General features: G+C 64.5%; 15 protein-coding genes. 11 read left to right on the top strand and 4 right to left on the bottom strand.

Annotated elements, in window-relative coordinates:
• Window positions 1-62: 62 nt before the first annotated feature.
• Together dnaN and dnaA are read right to left on the bottom strand one after the other, a co-directional pair.
• Window positions 63-1,181, bottom strand: a complete 1,119-nt coding sequence (gene dnaN / locus ACK41V_RS18565; protein WP_274106481.1) for a DNA polymerase III subunit beta — start codon at window positions 1,179-1,181, stop codon at window positions 63-65.
• Between the two features lie 130 nt (window positions 1,182-1,311).
• Entirely contained in the window at window positions 1,312-2,736 is a 1,425-nt protein-coding gene (gene dnaA, locus ACK41V_RS18560; RefSeq protein WP_409784452.1) for a chromosomal replication initiator protein DnaA, read from the bottom strand.
• A gap of 417 nt (window positions 2,737-3,153) precedes the next feature.
• On the opposite strand from dnaA, the gene rpmH reads away from it, so the two are divergent.
• The 7 genes from rpmH (at window position 3,154) to ACK41V_RS18525 (ending at window position 9,107) form a co-directional block, all read left to right on the top strand.
• Entirely contained in the window at window positions 3,154-3,288 is a 135-nt protein-coding gene (gene rpmH / locus ACK41V_RS18555) for a 50S ribosomal protein L34 (protein ID WP_005798102.1), read from the top strand.
• A gap of 73 nt (window positions 3,289-3,361) precedes the next feature.
• Entirely contained in the window at window positions 3,362-3,883 is a 522-nt protein-coding gene (locus ACK41V_RS18550; protein ID WP_409784450.1) for a ribonuclease P protein component, read from the top strand.
• Window positions 3,880-4,179 carry a membrane protein insertion efficiency factor YidD gene (yidD, locus tag ACK41V_RS18545; protein WP_409784448.1) on the top strand — a complete coding sequence of 100 codons (300 nt, stop codon included), beginning with the start codon at window positions 3,880-3,882 and terminating at the stop codon, window positions 4,177-4,179. The genes ACK41V_RS18550 and yidD overlap by 4 nt, the downstream gene beginning before the upstream one ends.
• Entirely contained in the window at window positions 4,176-5,888 is a 1,713-nt protein-coding gene (yidC, locus tag ACK41V_RS18540) for a membrane protein insertase YidC (protein ID WP_409784446.1), read from the top strand. Before yidD ends, yidC begins: the two co-directional genes overlap by 4 nt.
• Before the next feature lie 130 nt (window positions 5,889-6,018).
• A complete protein-coding gene (mnmE, locus tag ACK41V_RS18535) occupies window positions 6,019-7,473 on the top strand; it encodes a tRNA uridine-5-carboxymethylaminomethyl(34) synthesis GTPase MnmE (RefSeq protein WP_409784444.1) in 1,455 nt (484 codons plus the stop codon).
• Between the two features lie 81 nt (window positions 7,474-7,554).
• Window positions 7,555-8,046: a Crp/Fnr family transcriptional regulator gene (locus ACK41V_RS18530; RefSeq protein ID WP_409784442.1), complete on the top strand. Its 492-nt coding sequence runs from the start codon at window positions 7,555-7,557 to the stop codon at window positions 8,044-8,046.
• A gap of 110 nt (window positions 8,047-8,156) precedes the next feature.
• The gene (locus ACK41V_RS18525) at window positions 8,157-9,107 is read left to right on the top strand and encodes a hypothetical protein (RefSeq protein ID WP_409784440.1); all 951 of its coding nucleotides are present in this window, start codon (window positions 8,157-8,159) and stop codon (window positions 9,105-9,107) included.
• A gap of 40 nt (window positions 9,108-9,147) precedes the next feature.
• On the opposite strand, the gene ACK41V_RS18520 is transcribed toward ACK41V_RS18525, so the two are convergent.
• Complete coding sequence (locus ACK41V_RS18520; protein ID WP_409784478.1) at window positions 9,148-9,702, bottom strand: adenine phosphoribosyltransferase; 555 nt, start codon at window positions 9,700-9,702, stop codon at window positions 9,148-9,150.
• A 247-nt stretch (window positions 9,703-9,949) separates the two neighbouring features.
• On the opposite strand from ACK41V_RS18520, the gene ACK41V_RS18515 reads away from it, so the two are divergent.
• Window positions 9,950-13,021: an EAL domain-containing protein gene (locus tag ACK41V_RS18515; RefSeq protein ID WP_409784438.1), complete on the top strand. Its 3,072-nt coding sequence runs from the start codon at window positions 9,950-9,952 to the stop codon at window positions 13,019-13,021.
• 272 nt (window positions 13,022-13,293) lie between these two features.
• Here ACK41V_RS18515 and ACK41V_RS18510 read toward each other — a convergent pair whose 3' ends face one another.
• On the bottom strand, window positions 13,294-15,279 hold the full coding sequence (locus tag ACK41V_RS18510) for a monovalent cation:proton antiporter-2 (CPA2) family protein (protein WP_409784436.1): 1,986 nt from the start codon (window positions 15,277-15,279) through the stop codon (window positions 13,294-13,296).
• A 127-nt stretch (window positions 15,280-15,406) separates the two neighbouring features.
• On the opposite strand from ACK41V_RS18510, the gene ACK41V_RS18505 reads away from it, so the two are divergent.
• Genes ACK41V_RS18505 through lptC form a run of 3 tightly spaced genes read left to right on the top strand, consistent with a single transcriptional unit; the run spans window position 15,407 to window position 17,570 of the window.
• Window positions 15,407-16,408, top strand: a complete 1,002-nt coding sequence (locus tag ACK41V_RS18505; RefSeq protein ID WP_409784434.1) for an SIS domain-containing protein — start codon at window positions 15,407-15,409, stop codon at window positions 16,406-16,408.
• Window positions 16,405-16,953: a KdsC family phosphatase gene (locus tag ACK41V_RS18500; RefSeq protein WP_409784432.1), complete on the top strand. Its 549-nt coding sequence runs from the start codon at window positions 16,405-16,407 to the stop codon at window positions 16,951-16,953. The genes ACK41V_RS18505 and ACK41V_RS18500 overlap by 4 nt, the downstream gene beginning before the upstream one ends.
• A complete protein-coding gene (lptC, locus tag ACK41V_RS18495) occupies window positions 16,950-17,570 on the top strand; it encodes an LPS export ABC transporter periplasmic protein LptC (protein ID WP_409784431.1) in 621 nt (206 codons plus the stop codon). Before ACK41V_RS18500 ends, lptC begins: the two co-directional genes overlap by 4 nt.
• Window positions 17,571-17,690: the final 120 nt, after the last annotated feature.

Below are 17,690 nucleotides of genomic sequence, written 5' to 3'. Positions count from 1 at the left end.
GCTAGCAGCTATCAATACTGTAGTGGCCGTGGTCAGGCGGTGCAGTGAAGCGGGTGACCGCCTCAAATGCGCATCGGCATGACCACGTACTTGAAACTCTCGTTTTCGGGGATGGTCAGCAGCGCAGAGCTGTTGCCGTCCGACAGCTCCACCTTCACCATGTCCTGGCCCATGTTGGCCAGGGCGTCGATGAGGTAGGTCACGTTGAAGCCGATCTCGATAGTGTCGCCACCGTAGTCGATGTCGAGCTCGTCCACGGCCTCTTCCTGCTCGGCGTTGTTCGATGCCACGCGCAGCGTGCCGGGCTCCAGGTTCAGGCGCACGCCCTTGAACTTGTCGCTGGTCATGATGGCCGTGCGCTGCAGGCTGGCCAGCAGCGGGGCGCGGCCCAAGGTGATGCTGTTCTTGTGGTTCTTGGGGATCACGCGGTTGTAGTCAGGGAACTTGCCCTCGACCAGCTTGGTGACGAACTCCATGCCGCCAAAGGTGAACTTGGCCTGGTTGTTGGCGAACTGCATCTCAATGTGGGGCTGGTTCTCGCCGCCCGCGTCGGACAGCAGGCGCTGCAGCTCGATCACGGTCTTGCGCGGCAGGATGACTTCCTGCTTGGGCACTTCCACATCGAGCGTGGCGCTGGCAAAGGCCAGGCGGTGGCCGTCGGTGGCTACGAGGCTCAGTTGCTTGCCCTCGGCCACGAACAGGATGCCGTTGAGGTAGTAGCGAATGTCCTGCACGGCCATGGCAAACGACACTTGGCCCAGCAGGTCCTTCAATGTCTTTTGCGGCACGGCAAACACGGGGCCGAAGGCGGCCGATTCTTGCACCAGCGGGAAGTCTTCTGCGGGCAGGCTTTGCAGCGTGAAGCGGCTCTTGCCGCCTTTCAGGATCAACTTGGACTGGGCCGACTCCAGGCTCACGGTCTGGTCGCCGGGCATGGTTTTCAGGATGTCGATCAGCTTGCGGGCGCCCACCGTGGTGGTGAAGTCGCCGGTGTCGCCACCCAATTCGGCCGTGGTGCGGATCTGGATTTCGAGGTCGCTGGTCGTCAGCTGCAGGGCGTTGCCCGTCTTGCGGATCAGCACATTGGCCAGGATGGGCAGCGTGTGGCGGCGCTCCACAATGCCAGCCACGGACTGGAGTACCGCGAGAACCTTATCTTGTGTTGCCTTCAGGACGATCATGTCATCAACCTCTTGTGGTTTTTGGGACGGTGCGTGGACAGCGGCACAGATCATGCCTCCCCTTGCTGCACAACCCGTCATTTTGCCCTTTTACAGGGCGGATTCTGTTCGGGGCATTTACCACCCGTTTTCAGCCCTTGAGCGTCTGCTCCAGCACGTGAAGTTGCTGGTTCAATTCGGTCAGTTGCTGGCGCTCCCCCGAGATCTTGCGCACGGCATGCAAAACGGTGGTGTGGTCGCGCCCGCCAAACAATTCTCCGATCTCGGGAAGACTCTTTTGCGTCAGTTCCTTGGCCAGGTACATCGCAATCTGGCGTGGCCGGGCAATGCTGGCCGGTCGCTTCTTGCTGTACATGTCGGCGACCTTGATCTTGTAATAGTCGGCCACCGTCTTCTGGATGTTTTCCACACTGATCTGCCGGTTCTGGATCGACAACAGGTCGCGCAGCGCCTCGCGGGCCAGCTGGATGGAGATTTCCTTCTGGTTGAAGCGCGAATACGCCAGGATCTTGCGCAGCGCGCCTTCGAGCTCGCGCACGTTGGAGCGCACGTTCTTGGCGACGAAGAAAGCGACTTCCTCGGGCATCTCGGTACCTTCGACGCGGGCCTTGTTGATCAAAATGGCCACGCGCATTTCCAGCTCAGGCGGCTCAATCGCCACGGTCAGGCCCGAGTCAAAACGCGACACCAAGCGCTCGTGGATGTTGGCCAGGCCCTTCGGATAGGTGTCCGATGTCATCACGATGTGCGACTTCTTGGCCAGCAGGGCTTCAAACGCGTTGAAAAATTCTTCCTGCGTGCGGTCCTTGTTGGCAAAGAACTGAACGTCATCGATCAGCAGCAGATCGAGCGAGTGGTAACGCTCCTTGAATTCATCAAAGGTACGCCGTTGGTACGCCTTAACCACATCCGACACAAACTGCTCGGCATGGATGTAGAGAACTTTGGCGTCGGGCTTGTCTTGCAGCAGCCGATTACCCACAGCGTGCACCAGATGCGTTTTGCCCAGGCCCACGCCGCCGTAGATGAACAGCGGGTTGTACAGATGCCCGGGCATGCCCGCCACGTGCATGGCCGCCGAGCGCGCCATGCGGTTGGCCGTGCCTTCCACCAGCGTCTCAAACGTAAGGCCCGCGTTCAGCCGGTTGCGAAAGGCGCCAGCGGATGTTTCATCATTGCTGCTGGACTGCGATTCGGACGGTGCTGCGGTGTTGGATTGTTCCGATGCTGCCGGGCGAGCGTAAGTACGGACAACGGATTCCCGCTGAGCGAGTGCTAACTCCAGTGTCACGGGTTGGCCGTACAGGCCTTCGAGCAGTGCGGCAATGCGGCCTGCATACTGCGCCCGGATCCAGTCGAGCTTGAAGCGGTTACCCACCAGCACGGTGACTTTGGAAAAGTCTTCGGCCACCTGGGCAATCAGGGGCTTGATCCAGGTGTTGAACTGCTGTTCAGGGAGGTCTTGCGCCAGTTGCTCTACGCAGGCTTGCCACAGGCCCTGACCGGCATCTGACCCGGGCGAAGGAAGGGGGCTGCGGGAGGATTCCTCGGTCATTTCAATGGGATTCTTTTTGTGGATAGGAGGAACGGGCCTGGGCCGCGGATTGTAGCTTGTCAAATAGTTATCCACAATTTGAAAACCGAGGCTGTGGGGAAGTTTTGCGTTGGAATAGTGGCCGCTGCAACGCGTTCGGATGCCCGCAAAGCGAGCGTGGATGGCCCACATTCGGGTCGAGGCAGGGGTGGGAAAGTGGCTGTCAGATAGGCCTGCCAGTCAAAAGGCATTGCCAGCAACAGCCAAGCCTGCGATAATTTTCGGTTTCCCTGAATGTGTTCAGGGTGATTTGACCCGGCGCGCCGAAATTTGTGCCCCGTAGGTCTGCTGCCAAGGCGCTGTTTTACAGCCTGCGGTTGTGCGGATTGCAGGGGTTTCAAGCGCAGCGTCCGAAACTGAACCTCAAGGAATAGCATCATGAAACGTACTTATCAGCCCTCCAAGACGCGCCGCGCACGCACCCACGGTTTCCTCGTCCGCATGAAGACCCGCGGTGGCCGTGCCGTGATCAACGCACGCCGCGCCAAGGGCCGCAAGCGCCTGGCCGTCTAAGGCCGTTACGGTTTACGGCCTGCTCCCCGCCTGTTCCCGGTTTGTACCGCCAGGTTCCAAACGGGGCGCTTGCATGCACAGGCTGAAAACCCGTCCGCAGTTCCAGGCAGCCATGGCGGGAGGCACTGTCTCCCGCACGGCGCATTTTGCGCTGCACCGTCTGGTGCTGGACGCCGGTGGCGCTGCCACTGACAGCCAGTCAACCGGTGCGGCTGTTGCTACTGCACCCACAGGGCCCGGCTCCTTGCCATCAACGCAAGGGCCGCAGGCCCTGTTTGTCGTGCAGGGTGTCTGGCTGGGGGCCATGGTTCCCAAGCGCTGGGCGCGCCGCGCCGTGACACGCAACACCATCAAGCGACAGATCTACACCGTGGGCGCCACGTTTGAGGCCAAGCTGCCGCAGGCCGCCCACGTGGTGCGCTTGCGTACAGCGTTTGACCGCAAGCAGTTTGTCAGTGCCACGTCGGACCAGCTCAAGCTGGCGGTGCGTGCAGAGCTGCTGCAGCTCTTCGGCCATGCCGCGCGCCGATCTGGCGTTGCTGCCACAAGCCCGGCTGCGGCCGTGCTGGCAGTGGCCGATACGGCGGCGCCATGACGGTCATGCAGCGCCTGCTGGTGGGTGTGGTCAAGGGCTACCGGTTGTTCCTCAGCCCCTGGTTGGGGTCGTCGTGCCGGTTTGAGCCCACCTGCTCGGTCTATTCGCTGCAAGCACTGGAACAGCATGGCGCTGCAGCGGGCAGCTATCTCACGGTGCGCAGGCTGGTACGCTGCCACCCCTGGTGTGACGGGGGCCATGACCCGGTTCCGCAACAATTGCCGCGCAGCATGCGGCTTTTCTCGCGGTTTTCCCCTTCCACCACCCCATCCAACTCACCAAAGAAGTCTTCATGAACGACATTCGCCGCACCATCCTGTGGGTGATTTTTGGCTTTTCCATGGTTCTGCTGTGGGACAAGTGGCAACTGCACAACGGCAAACAGGCCACGTTTTTCCCGACCACGCCTGCGGTCACCGCACCGGCCGCTGCCAGCGCAGCGTCCAGCGCCACGGGCCCTGCCAGTGTTCCAGCGTCCAGCGTCCCCGTTGCTGCCGCCGCTGCCACCCAAGGTGCCTCCGCCGTGCCGGGCCAGCCTGCCCCGGCCGCAGCCCCCGCTGCGCGCGAGCGTGTCGAGGTCAAGACCGATCTGTACCGCCTGGTCTTTGACAGCGAAGGCGGCTCGCTCACCCATGCCGAGTTGCTCCAGCACATCGACATGGCGGAAAAGACCCGCAACTTCCTGCTGCTGGACGAGAGCGCGCAGCGCGTCTACGTGGCGCAGACGGGTTTGATTGGCGGAAGCTTCCCCACCCACAAGACCTTGATGACCGTGGTGCCCGGCCCGCGTGAGCTTCAGGACGGCCAGAACGAGATTTCGGTGCGCTTCGAGTCGCCCGAGCAGGGCGGCCTGAAGCTGGTCAAGACCTGGACCATCAAGCGTGGCGCGTACGATATTGCCGTCAAGCACGAAGTGGTCAACACCAGCAGCGCGGCGGTGTCGCCCCAGCTGTACCTGCAACTGGTGCGTGACGGCAACAAGCCACCGGGCGAGTCGTCGTTCTATTCCACCTTCACCGGCCCCGCGGTTTACACCGAAGCCAAGAAGTACCAGAAGGTCGAGTTCAAGGACATCGAGAGCGGCAAGGTCGACATCCCCAAAGATTCGCCCAACGGTTATGTGGCCATGGCGCAGCATTACTTTGCGACCGCGTGGTTGCTGGCGGACGGTGTGCAGCGCGAGCTGTTCACGCGCAAGGTGGACACCAATCTGTACTCGGTGGGCATGCTCACGTCGCTGGGCAGCATGGAGCCCGGTACCAGCAAGACCATCGACGCCCGCTTGTTTGCAGGCCCGCAGGTCGAAACGATGATGGAAAAGTTGTACCCCGGCCTTGAACTGGTCAAGGACTACGGCTGGCTCACCATCTTGTCCAAGCCGCTGTACTGGTTGCTGGACCAGCTGCACAAGATCTTGAACAACTGGGGCTGGTCCATCGTGGCGCTGGTGCTGCTGCTCAAGATCGCGTTTTACTGGCTCAATGCCAAGGCGTACTCCAGCATGGCCAAGATGAAGGCCATCAACCCCAAGATCATGGAGATGCGCGAGCGCCTGAAGGACAAACCACAGCAGATGCAGCAGGAGATGATGCGCATCTACCGCGAGGAAAAGGTCAACCCCATGGGCGGCTGCTTCCCCATCATGATCCAGATCCCCGTGTTCATTGCGCTGTACTGGGTGCTGCTGTCCAGCGTCGAAATGCGCAACGCGCCCTGGATCGGCTGGATCCACGACCTGTCCACCCCTGACCCGTACTTCATCCTGCCGCTCTTGATGACCGTCAGCTCGCTGCTGCAAACGGCGCTGAACCCCGCGCCACCCGACCCGCTGCAGGCCAAGATGATGTGGTTCATGCCGCTGATCTTCAGCGTGATGTTCTTCTTCTTCCCGGCCGGCCTGGTGCTGTACTGGTTGACCAACAACATCTTGTCGATTGCGCAGCAGTGGCTCATCAACACCCGCATGGGCGTGCCACCGCAGTTCAATCTGCCCACGTTCAAGTGATCGGCATCCGGCGGATTGCTATTGAAATAGAAGCTGCTTGCGCTTGATTTCATTGACTTTCAGATATAAATCTATCTGAAACTGAGGATTGACAAGCGCTACCAGCTCCTGATATTGGAGCAAACCGCCCATGCTGCCCCGCCACGCAGACCCCATCGCCGCCATCGCCACCGCCCCCGGTCGCGGTGGCGTTGGCATTGTGCGCATCTCGGGCAAAGGGCTGGCGCCCCTGGTGCAGGTGCTGTGCGGTCGGGCGTTGCGCCCGCGCGAGGCGACTTACCTGCCCTTTCGCGATGCGGCAGGGCAGGCCATCGACCAAGGGCTGGCGCTGCACTTTCCGGCGCCCCATTCGTACACCGGCGAAGACGTGCTGGAGTTACAGGCCCACGGCGGCCCTGTGGTGCTGCAGCTGCTGCTGGCGCGCTGCCTGGAGGCTGGCAACGCCATCGATGCCGCCACGGGGCGGCCCTGCCTGCCGGGTCTGCGCGTAGCGCAACCGGGCGAGTTCACCGAACGAGCGTTCCTCAACGACAAGATCGATCTGGCCCAGGCCGAGGCGATTGCCGACCTGATCGACGCCAGCACCGAGGCCGCGGCGCGCAGCGCCAGCCGGTCGCTGACGGGCGCGTTTTCTGCCGAAATCCATGGCCTGCGCGATGCACTCATCCACCTGCGCATGCTTGTCGAGGCCACGCTGGATTTTCCTGAAGAAGAAATCGACTTCTTGCGCAAAGCCGACGCGCGCGGACAGCTATTGAATTTGCAGCAAACGCTGGGTTCGGTCATGCAGCGAGCCCGCCAAGGCGCCTTGCTGCGCGAAGGTATCAAGGTTGTCATTGCGGGTCAGCCCAACGCGGGCAAAAGCTCGTTGCTCAATGCGCTGGCGGGCGCCGAACTGGCCATCGTCACGCCGATTGCGGGCACCACGCGCGACAAGGTGCAGCAGACCATCCAGATCGAGGGGGTGCCGCTGCACATCATCGACACCGCCGGGCTGCGGGACAGTGACGATGAAGTGGAGCGCATTGGCATCTCCCGCGCGTGGGACGAAATTGCTGCGGCGGACGTCGTGCTGTTCCTGCACGACCTGTCGCGTGCGGATGCTACTGAATACATAGCTGCTGACGCAGGCATAGAAAGCGCTCTGGGCCAAAAACTGCCCAAAACCGTTTCCATCATCGATGTCTGGAACAAGCTCGACTGCGCAGCCACGTCGGCGGTGTCAGCGTCAGCGTCGGAATCGTCCGCACCGTCACCCCATGCGCCACCCCGCCCTCAGGTGCGCCTGTCGGCCCGCACTGGCGAAGGCCTGGAGGGCCTGCGGCGCATCTTGCTGCAGGTGGCGGGCTGGCAGTCTGCACCCGAAGGCGTCTACATTGCCCGCGCCCGCCATGTCGAGGCCCTGCAGGCCGTGGCCGCGCACCTGCAGGAAGCATCGGACCAGCTGCTGGCTCAGGGCCCCGCGCTGGATTTGCTGGCCGAAGAACTGCGCTTGGCGCAGAACGCGCTCAACACCATCACGGGCGAGTTCTCGTCGGACGACCTGCTGGGGGTGATCTTCTCCAGCTTCTGCATCGGAAAGTAGCTACCGCTGGTCCGCATATGTTGTAAACGGACGTAAACAGCGCTTGTGTCCAACCTGTAACAAGGGTACTTTCGGCGCACCATGAACGTTTCCCTGCCCGTAGCTTCCAAAGTCGACCTGCACGGTCTGATCGACGCCATCGCACAGGCCAGTGCCGACGACAGCATGACCAACCCCCTGACGCCAGCGCAGTGGGACGTGCTCTCCTCCTATTTGCTGCCGGTGGTTTTGCCCACCGGGCAAGTTCTTTTCTCCCAAGGCGCCACCGACCGCACCCTGTATCTCGTCGAGAGCGGCAGCCTCAGCGTGCACTACCAGGACGAAAAAGAGCGCCTGCGGCTGGCCATCGTTGGCCCGGGCTCTGTGATTGGTGAAGGGGCCTTTTTCTCGCACCGCACGCGCAGCGCCACAGTGCAGGCCAGCGCGCCCTGCAAGCTGTGGAGCCTGACCGCCATTCGCTACACCGAACTTGCCAACCGGCAGCCCGCGATTGCGCTCGGTCTGGTGATGGCCGCTGGATCCGTGCTGGCCAAGCGTCTGGGCAACCGCCGCCGCCGTGTTGCGGCCACCTGACAGGCGGTAGATGGCCGGGGTTACCCGGCTTTCTACGGGGCCGAGTCGGCAGTGCCGCGCGGTACACTCGTTTTGAGTCTTCCCCTGGCGCCGTCCGAAGAAAGCAAGCCATGTCCCTGTTCAGTTGGTTCAGCCGCAAACCTGCACCCCCCAAGCCACGTGCCGCGGCCGAACCGTCCGGTTTGTTGAATGCCGACGCCACGGTGCCATTCACCCCGGGCCGCCCGGGCAATCCGCTGGGCCAAACCTTGCCCCCCGAACACGCGGCCAACCGCAAAAACGAGCGCATGGAGCGCCGTGAACTGCTGTACACCGTGGTGCGCGACGCGATGGTGCGTGCGGGTGTGCTGTCGGCCAGCTACAAATTCAAGGTGTTGTCGCTGGACCAGCGGGGCCGCCAGTTTCTGGTGATGATGGACCTCGCGCGCGAATACGGCGGCGAGACCGTCCGCCTGAGCGAGATCGAAGCACTCATTGCCCAGACCGCAAAGACCCGCTACGACATTCTGGTGACCGCCGTGTACTGGCGCATCAACGACCACGTGGCGGTGGGAATTCCCCAAAAAGGCATTGCGCCCCTGGGCGCCAGCCTGCCGCTGCAGGCCGCAGCGCCCACCGCTGCTGCCCGGCGCCCGCCGCTCGCGGCAGCCTCAGCGCCTGCCGCACCGGCCACGCCTGCAGCCGCCACCGCTCCTGTGCGCCCAGCGGCACCCGCCTCCACAGCATCCATCCGGCCTGCGGCAGGTGTGACGGCGCCCGCACCGCTGGCGCCGTTGTCCCGTCCGGTGGCGGCCTCGGCTCCGGCGGCCGCACCAAAGCCAGCGCCCCGATTTGAGCCGATTGAAGCTGACGAAGTGGCCGCTTTCAAACGCGCGCTGGCCAACGCAGCAGGCACCTCGACGGCCGCTGCGCCCGCAGCGGTTGCCAAGCCGGGTGTTCCGGTGCGCTCAGGGCCTTTGCTGCCCCCGTCCGTGTCCACCGGCTTTGAGGACACGGAAATGCCAGGCGCCGACGGCGCCGCACCCGACCTGGGCAGCACCCAGTACGGCGAGCTTCACTGATCGCTCAGTCGCTGCGAGGTGGCGGCGCGGCGGTGGGTTTTCAGTGGCCTGCGAAGTCCACCAGTGTGAAGAGCGAGAGGCCAGACTCGCGCAACCGGTCTGATCCGCCCAGCTCGGGCAGGTCCACAATCGCGGCGCCTTCGGTCACGGTGGCGCCCAGTTTCTCCAGCAGCTTTTTGCCTGCCATCATCGTGCCGCCTGTGGCAATCAGATCATCAATCAGCAACACCCGGTCGCCCGCCTTGACGGCGTCGGTGTGCAGCTCCACCGTAGCGCTGCCGTATTCCAGCTCGTAGGTCTCCTCCACCGTCGTGAAGGGCAGCTTGCCCTTTTTGCGGATGGGAACAAACCCCACGTTCAATTCATAGGCCACCACGGCACCCAGAATGAAACCGCGGGCATCCAGCCCCGCCACCACATCGGGGCGCAGCGCCTTGTCCATGTAGCGGTGCACAAACGCGTCAATCAACACCCGGAACACCTTGGGGTCCTGCAGCAAGGGCGTGATGTCCCGAAACTGGACGCCCGGTGCGGGCCAGTCGGGCACTGTGCGGATGTGCTGGCGCAGGTAGTCGTTGACGCTGAGGGCTTGCATGGGCTGGGGCATGGCAGGTGTTGGGTGTGCAGCAGATGGGACCATCGCGCGGCCAGAGGTTCGGCCACGCTGCGAGTGCGCTTCGGGTGCGCCAAAGGCGCGCAAAGGGCACGAGTGTAATCAGCCACCTCCCTTTTTGTGACCTTTTGACACACCTCAGCCCCAGCACCCCATAATCAATCTTTGTTTCCCCCTCCCCGCGCGCGCGCTCTTCAAAGGCGCGCTTACCAAGAGCGAAGATCGGCCCATGCCCATCTCAGTCCTGCTGATCGAAAGTGACCAACACCATGCGCAAGCCGTGGTGGATGCATTGGTGGACCCGTGGTCGGGATGGCAGGTGGAGGTGGCAGTGTCTCTGGCGCAGGCCCGTGAGCAATTGGCGCAGGGTCGAACCGACATCGTGCTGGCGGCCCAGCGCATGGTGGACGGTTCGGCATTTGACCTGCTGGAGGCGCTGCAAGGCGTACCGGCCATGATCGTGGTGCGGGCGGGTGCAGAAACCCATGCCGCCCAGGCCATGCGCCACGGTTTTGATGACTTTGCGGTGCAGGACCCGGCGCTGGACTATCTGCTCACGTTGCCCGCGCAAATCGACGCGGTGCTGGAGCGCCACTCCAGCGCCCGTGCGCGCTCGGCCGCCGAGGCCATGCTCACCCGCCAGCACCGTTTGCTGCAGTCGATATCCCGCGCCCAAGCCATGTTCATTGCCAGTTCGGGTCCCCGGGCTGCGTTCGAGGCGCTGCTGGAGGAGCTGATGTCGCTCACGCAGAGTGCATTCGGCATCGTGGGCCAGGTGCAGCGCGCGGACGACGGGCACGCCTACCTGCGTGTGCACGCCATGACCGACATCAGCTGGGACGATGCTTCGCGCGCCCTGTATGCACAACATGCCGAAGAGGGCATGGTTTTTGACAACCCCCGGTCGCTGGTGGGTGCGGCCCTGCTGTCGGGCGAGCCCGTCATCAGCAACGACGCCAGCCATGACGCGCGCGGTGCGGGCATTCCCCGCGGTCACCCACCGCTCCTGACCTACCTGGGCCTGCCCATCCACGCGGCGGGAGAGCTGGTGGCCATGGTGGGTCTGGCCAATTGCCCCGACGGTTACACGGCGGCGGATGTGCAGTTTTTGCAACCGTTGCTGAACACGGTGGGCCAACTGGAGATGGCCCGCCGCGCCGAGTTGGCGCGCTGCGCGGTCGAGGCGGAGCTGGCCAGCACCAGCGCCCTGCTGGCCGACAAAACCCGCGCGCTGGAGGGCACGCTGGCCAGCGTGGCGCAAGGCATCACCAATGTGGATGCCGAGGGGCGCATCTGTGTCTACAACCGGCGGTATCTGGAGTTGCTGGATCTGCCGGAAGCGCTGCTTGCCACCAAGCCCAGGGTGGACGAAATGGTTCGGTTTCAAACCGAGCGGGGGGATCTGGGCCCAGACTTTCAGCTCTTCGAGCCGTCTGTGCGCGGCTTGGTCGCGATGGAATATGCCGCCCACGGGGGCGCCCTCACCATGCCCGATGTGTACGTGCGGCGTACCCGGGCGGGGCGCTTCCTGGAGGTCCGAACCTGCGCCCTGGAGCAGGGCGGCATGGTGCGGACCTTCACCGACGTCACCGACTACCTCAGCACGGTGGAGGCCCTGCGCTTGAGCGAGGCGCGGTGGCGCAGCCTGACCCACCTGTCGTCCGACTGGTACTGGGAACAAGACGCGCAATTCCGGTTTGTGCGGCTCGACGGCAACCCCGAGCGCGCCACCGGTGTGCCCGACGAGCTGCACTACGGCCTCACCCGTTGGGAGCTGCCCGATACCTTTGTCAGCGAAGGCCAGTGGCGCGAGCACCGCGCGCAGCTGGAGGCGCACCAGGTCTTTCACGATTTCGAGATGCAGCGCAAAGCCGAGGACGGGACCCCCGTCTGGGTGTCGATCAGCGGCGAACCCATTTTTGATGAAGACGGGCAGTTCGCCGGGTACCGCGGGGTGGCGCGGGACATCTCCGAACGCAAGAAGGCCGAGGCCGAGATCCAGCGCCTGGCGTTCTACGATGAACTCACCGGGCTGCCCAACCGGCGCCTGTTGATGGATCGACTGGAACGCGCCGTGACGGCCTGCACGCGCGGGAGCGGCCATGGCGCGCTGCTGTTCCTGGATCTCGACAACTTCAAGGGCATCAACGACACCATGGGGCACGAGTGGGGCGACCGGCTGCTGGTGCAAGTGGGCGCCCGCCTCGGCGTGTGCGTGCGCGCCAGCGACACCGTGGCGCGGCTGGGTGGTGATGAGTTTGTGGTGGTCATTTTGGGCCTGCATGCAGAGGCCGCAGAAGCAGCTGCCGAAGCCGAGGCCGTGGCCCAGAAGGTGTTGATGTCGTTGAATCAGCCTTATCTGGTGGATGGCACCGAAATGCACAGCACCCCCAGCATCGGGATCGCGTTGTTCCGCGACGCGCAGCAGCCGGGGCACGAGCTGCTCAAGCGCGCGGACCTGGCCATGTACCAGGCCAAAGCACAGGGGCGCAACACGCTGTGCTTCTTTGATCCGGCCATGCAGGCCGCCGCGTCCGCGCGGTCGGTGCTGGAGGGCGATATCCGCCAGGGCCTGCAGCGCCAAGAGTTTGTGCTGCATTACCAACCCGTGGTCGACGAGTCAGGGCAGGTGCTGGGCGCCGAGGCCCTGGTGCGGTGGAACCACCCCCTGCGTGGCATGGTGCCGCCGGGTGAGTTCATCCCGCTGGCCGAGCAGACGGGGCTGATTTTGCCCCTCGGTCGCCAGGTGCTGGCGATGGCCTGTGCCCAGTTGGCGCGATGGGCGCTGGCGCCGCTGACGGCGGGCTGGACGGTGGCGGTGAACGTGAGTGCGCAGGAGTTTCGCCAGCCCGACTTTGTGCAGCAGGTTCTGTCTGTGGTGCGCGACGCGGGGGCGGACCCGCGCCAGCTCAAGCTCGAACTCACCGAAAGCCTGCTGCTGCACGATGTGGAGGACAGCATCCTCAAGATGCAGGCCCTGCGCACGCTGGGCATGGGGTTTTCGCTGGACGACTTTGGCACGGGCTACTCGTCGCTGAGCTACCTCAAACGCCTGCCCCTGGACCAGCTCAAGATCGACCAGAGTTTTGTGCGCGACGTGCTCACCGACCCCAACGACGCCACCATTGCCTGCACCATCATCACCCTGGCCCGCAGCCTGGGGCTGGACGTGGTGGCCGAAGGGGTAGAGACCGAAGGGCAGCGCGCATTCCTGCTGCGCAACGGATGCCGACAGTTCCAGGGCTATTTGTTCGGGCGGCCAGGTCCGGCGGAGCGTCTTGGTAAGCTATCAAAAATATAGCTATCAGCGCTTGATGGATAAGCGCTAGAGCCATAATTCACTCAAATTCCAGCGCTAACTTCAGCAGTGGCACGCGCTAGGCGAGAGATGCCAAGCAAGGGCCGCCCCGCAGCGAGGGCATCGTTCCCCCTTCCCGGAGCGCGTAGCGCGTAGAGAGAAGGGGCTGAGGGCCGCGGCTCCAAGCCTGCCTGCGCAGGCTTGGACGGCCTGAAGAGCTGCCGCCTCCGGCGGCCAGCACCGAGCGGTGTGCGCCTCAGGGAGATGCACCCTGCCTACCCACGCAACAGCTTGTCCTCCGCCAGCGACAGCGCGGCCGGGTGGCCCGAGAGCACCAGGGTGTCGCCTTCTGCCAACCGCGCATCGTCCTCCGCAGCGCTCAGGTGGCCATTGCCACGCCGCAGGTTCACCACCCGCACGCCAAGGGTGGACAGCGCAAGCTGGCCCAGGCTTTGGCCCAGAGCGGTAGCGCCTGGGGGCAGGTTGATGGTGGACAAGCGCTCCTGATCGCGTTCGTTCACCGTGTCGTCGTCGGCACCATGGAAGTACCCGCGCAGCAGGTTGTAGCGGGCATCGCGCTGGTCTTGCACCAGCCGCAGCACGCGGCGCATGGGCACACCCACCAGCGCCAGGGCGTGGCTGGCCAGCATGAGCGAGCCCTCAATCGCCTCGGGCACCACTTCGGTGGCACCGGCCGCCTGCAGTTTGTCCAGGTGCAGGTCGTCCTGCGTGCGCACCACCACCGGCACCTGCGGCGCGTGGGACCGCGTGTTGGCAAGCACCTTCAGCGCGGCGGGCACGTCGATGTAGGTAATGGCCACGGCGCTGGCACGCACCAGGCCTGCCGCCATCAGCGCCTGCAGCCGGGTGGCGTCGCCATACACCACCGAATCGCCGGCCGCAGCCGCCTGGCGCACGCGGTCCGGGTCCAGGTCGAGCGCCATGTAGGGGATGCCTTCATGCTCCAGCATGCGCGCCAGGTTCTGGCCGCAGCGGCCGTAGCCGCAGATGATCACGTGCTTGCTGGTGTTGATGGACTTGCGTGCGATGGAGGTCATCTGCAGCGACTGCTGCAGCCAGTCGCTGGCCACCAGCTTCATCACGATGCGGTTGCTGTACATGATGAGAAACGGCGTGGCCAGCATCGACAGCACCATGGCCGCGAGGATGGGGTTCATGAGCGCTGGTTGCACCAGTCCGTTGCTTTGGGTGAGCGACAGCAGCACAAAACCGAACTCGCCCGCCTGCGCCAGGTACAGCCCCGTGCGCAGCGCCACCCCGGTGGTCGCGCCCATGCTGCGCGCCAGCACCAGAATAATCACCAGTTTGACCAGCAGCGGCACCGTCAGCAGCGCCAGCACCAGCCCCCAGCGGTCCACCAGGATGTGCCAGTCCAGCATCATGCCGATGGTGATGAAAAACAGCCCCAGCAGCACGTCGTGAAATGGGCGGATGTCCGTGCCCACTTGGTGGCGGTATTCCGTCTCGGACACCAGAACACCCGCAATGAAGGCACCCAGCGCCAGGCTCAGCCCCGCCAGCTCGGTCAGCCACGCCAGGCCCAACGTGATCAGCAGCAGGTTGAGCATGAACAGCTCCTCGCTCTTGCGCCGCGCCACCAGCGTGAGCCACCAGCGCATGAACCGCTGCCCGCCGGTCAGCAGCAGGCCCACCAGCACCGTGGCCTTGATCAGCGCCCAGCCCAGCGAGGTCAGCAACTGGTCGGGGGACGAGCTGAGCGCCGGGATGAGCACCAGCAAAGGCACCACAGCCAGGTCCTGGAACAGCAGAATGCCCATCACGCGCCGGCCGTGCTGGCTTTCCAGCTCGGCACGCTCGGCCATCAGCTTGACGACAATGGCGGTGCTGCTCAAGGCCATGACCCCCGACAGCGCCAGCGCCGTCTGCCAGCCCATGTCCCACACGCCGCCCACCCAGCGCGACAGTAGCAGCGCCGCGCCTGTGACCACCGCCATGGTCAGCACCACCTGCATCAGCCCCAGGCCAAACACCAGCTTGCGCATGGCGCGCAGCTTGGGCAGGCTGAATTCGAGCCCGATGGCAAACATCAGAAACACCACCCCAAACTCGCCCAGGTGCCGCACGCCTTCCGAGTTCTGCGCCAAGGCCAGCGCATGCGGGCCAATCAGCACCCCGGCGGCAAGGTAGCCCAGCATGGGTGGCAGCTTGAGGCTGCGGCACACCACCACGCCCAGAACTGCGGCCAGCAGATAAAGCAGAGTCAGGGCAAGGGAAGACATGGCGTCGATGCTATCCGAGCCCTGCGTCAGGAGCACGGTCATTTCTGCCGCACGCCTTGCCCTGCTGCAAGCGGCGGCCAAAAACATCACATGCGGTTGGCGCATGCCCGGTCGATAGAATCGCCGGATGACTCCCGCCCCCGCCGCGCTGCCCCCTTTTGACGCTGAACAGGCCCTGCGCCTGGCCCGCGAAACCTTTGACATCGAAGCTGCAGCCGTCCTGGGGCTCAAAACCCGTGTGGGCGACTCGTTCGCCAACGCAGTGCAGGCCATTTTGGCGGTGCGTGGCCGGGTGGTGGTGATGGGCATCGGCAAAAGCGGCCACATCGGCCGCAAGATCGCCGCCACACTGGCGTCGACGGGCACACCGGCCATGTTTGTGCATCCGGCGGAGGCGAGCCATGGCGATCTGGGCATGATCAAGTCCATCGACCTGGTGCTGGCGCTGTCCAACAGCGGCGAGGTCGATGAAGTGACCACCTTGCTCCCGGTGATCAAGCGCCTGGGGGCCACGCTGGTGGCCATCACGGGCCGTCCGCAGTCCACCCTGGCCCAGCATGCCGACATCGTGCTCGACAGCAGCGTTGAGCGCGAAGCCTGCCCCCTGCAGCTGGCCCCCACCGCAAGCACCACGGCGCAGTTGGCGCTGGGCGACGCGCTGGCGGTGGCGTTGCTGGACGCGCGGGGGTTTCGCCCCGAGGACTTCGCCCGCTCCCACCCCGGTGGCGCGCTGGGCCGCCGTCTGCTGACCCATGTTCGAGACGTGATGCGCACGGGCACCGCCATCCCGCGCGTGGGGCCCGACGCATCTTTCAGCGACCTGATGCGCGAGATGAGCGCCAAGGGGCTCGGGGCCTCGGCCATCGTCGACGCAGCCGGGCAGGTGCTGGGCATCTTCACCGACGGGGATCTGCGCCGCCGTATCGAAGCAGGCGCCGACCTCCGGTCGGCCACGGCCAGTCAGGTCATGCACGCCAGCCCGCGCCGCATCGCCCCTGAAGCGCTGGCGGTGGACGCCGCCGAGCTGATGGAAGCCCACGCCATTACCAGTGTGCTGGTGGTGGATGCAGCGGGCGTGCTGAGCGGCGTCGTGCACATTGGTGACCTGATGCGCGCGAAGGTGATATGACACACCCCGTGCTGCAATTCCCACCAGAGCTGCTGCTGCGCGCCCAGGGCGTGCGCGTGGCTTTTTTCGATGTAGATGGTGTGCTGACCGATGGCAGCCTGTATTTCAGCGAGTCGGGCGAAACGATCAAGCGCTTCAATACGCTGGACGGCCATGGCCTCAAGTTGCTGCAGAAGGCGGGCATCACGCCTGCGGTGATCACGGGGCGTGATTCGGCACCGCTGCGCGTGCGGCTCAAAGCCCTGGGCGTGGAACACGCCGTGTTTGGCACCGAGGACAAGCGCCCGGCGGCTGAAAAGATCCTGGCGACCCTGGGCCTGGACTGGGCGCAGGCGTCCGCCATGGGCGACGACTGGCCCGATCTTCCCGTCATGCGCCGCAGCGCGTTCGCCTGTGCCCCCGCCAATGCCCAGGCAGAGGTCCGCCATGCGGCGCACTTCATCACGCAGGCCCGCGGCGGCGACGGCGCTGCACGCGAGCTGTGCGACTTGCTGCTGATGGCCACAGGCCGTTATGCGACTTTGCTGGCGGACTACACCGCATGATCCGCAGAATCCGCCAAGGCTGGGAGCAGGTGTCGCTGTATCTGCCCGTGATGCTGATGGGTCTGCTGGCGTTGGGCACCTGGTGGCTGGTGCGCAATGCGCCCATGCCGCAACTGCCCACCATCGAGCGCCCGCTGGGGCACCAGCCCGATTACTTTATGAAGACCTTCTCGGTCAAGAGCTTTGACGCCGCTGGCCGCCTGCAAAGCGAAGTGCAGGGTGAGGTCGCACGGCATTACCCCGACACCGACACGCTGGAGATCGACAAGGTCAACATGCGTTCGGTCAGCCCTGAAGGCCGCCGTACCGTCGCAACGGCCAACCGCGCGTTGACCAATGCCGACGGCACCGAGGTGCAACTGTTTGGCAACGCCATCGTCACGCGCGAGCCTGTGCCCGCCAAGGCCGGGACACCCGCCCAACCCCGCCTGGAGTTTCGCGGCGAGTTTCTGCATGCGTTCACCAACACCGAGCGGGTGCGGTCGGACCAGCCGGTCACACTGACCCGGGGTGAAGACCGTTTCACGGCAGATGGCATGGACTACGACAACCTCGACCAGGTGCTGCAGTTGCGCGGACGTGTACGGGGTGTGCTGTTGCCCGGCGCGGCAAAGTAGCCTGCCCGTTGTGCTGTGCTGTTCCGCCCAGCCCCTTGTGTCCCTCTGCCGGAGCCTGAATGACCCCACCCCGTGCCTTCATCACCGGAGCGTCCAGCGGCATCGGCCAGGCGCTGGCCT

Source organism: Acidovorax sp., from assembly GCF_046291265.1.
GTDB lineage: Bacteria > Pseudomonadota > Gammaproteobacteria > Burkholderiales > Burkholderiaceae_C > Acidovorax.
Note: the sequence above shows the minus strand (reverse complement) of the source record. Positions and strands in the feature narration are given on the sequence as shown.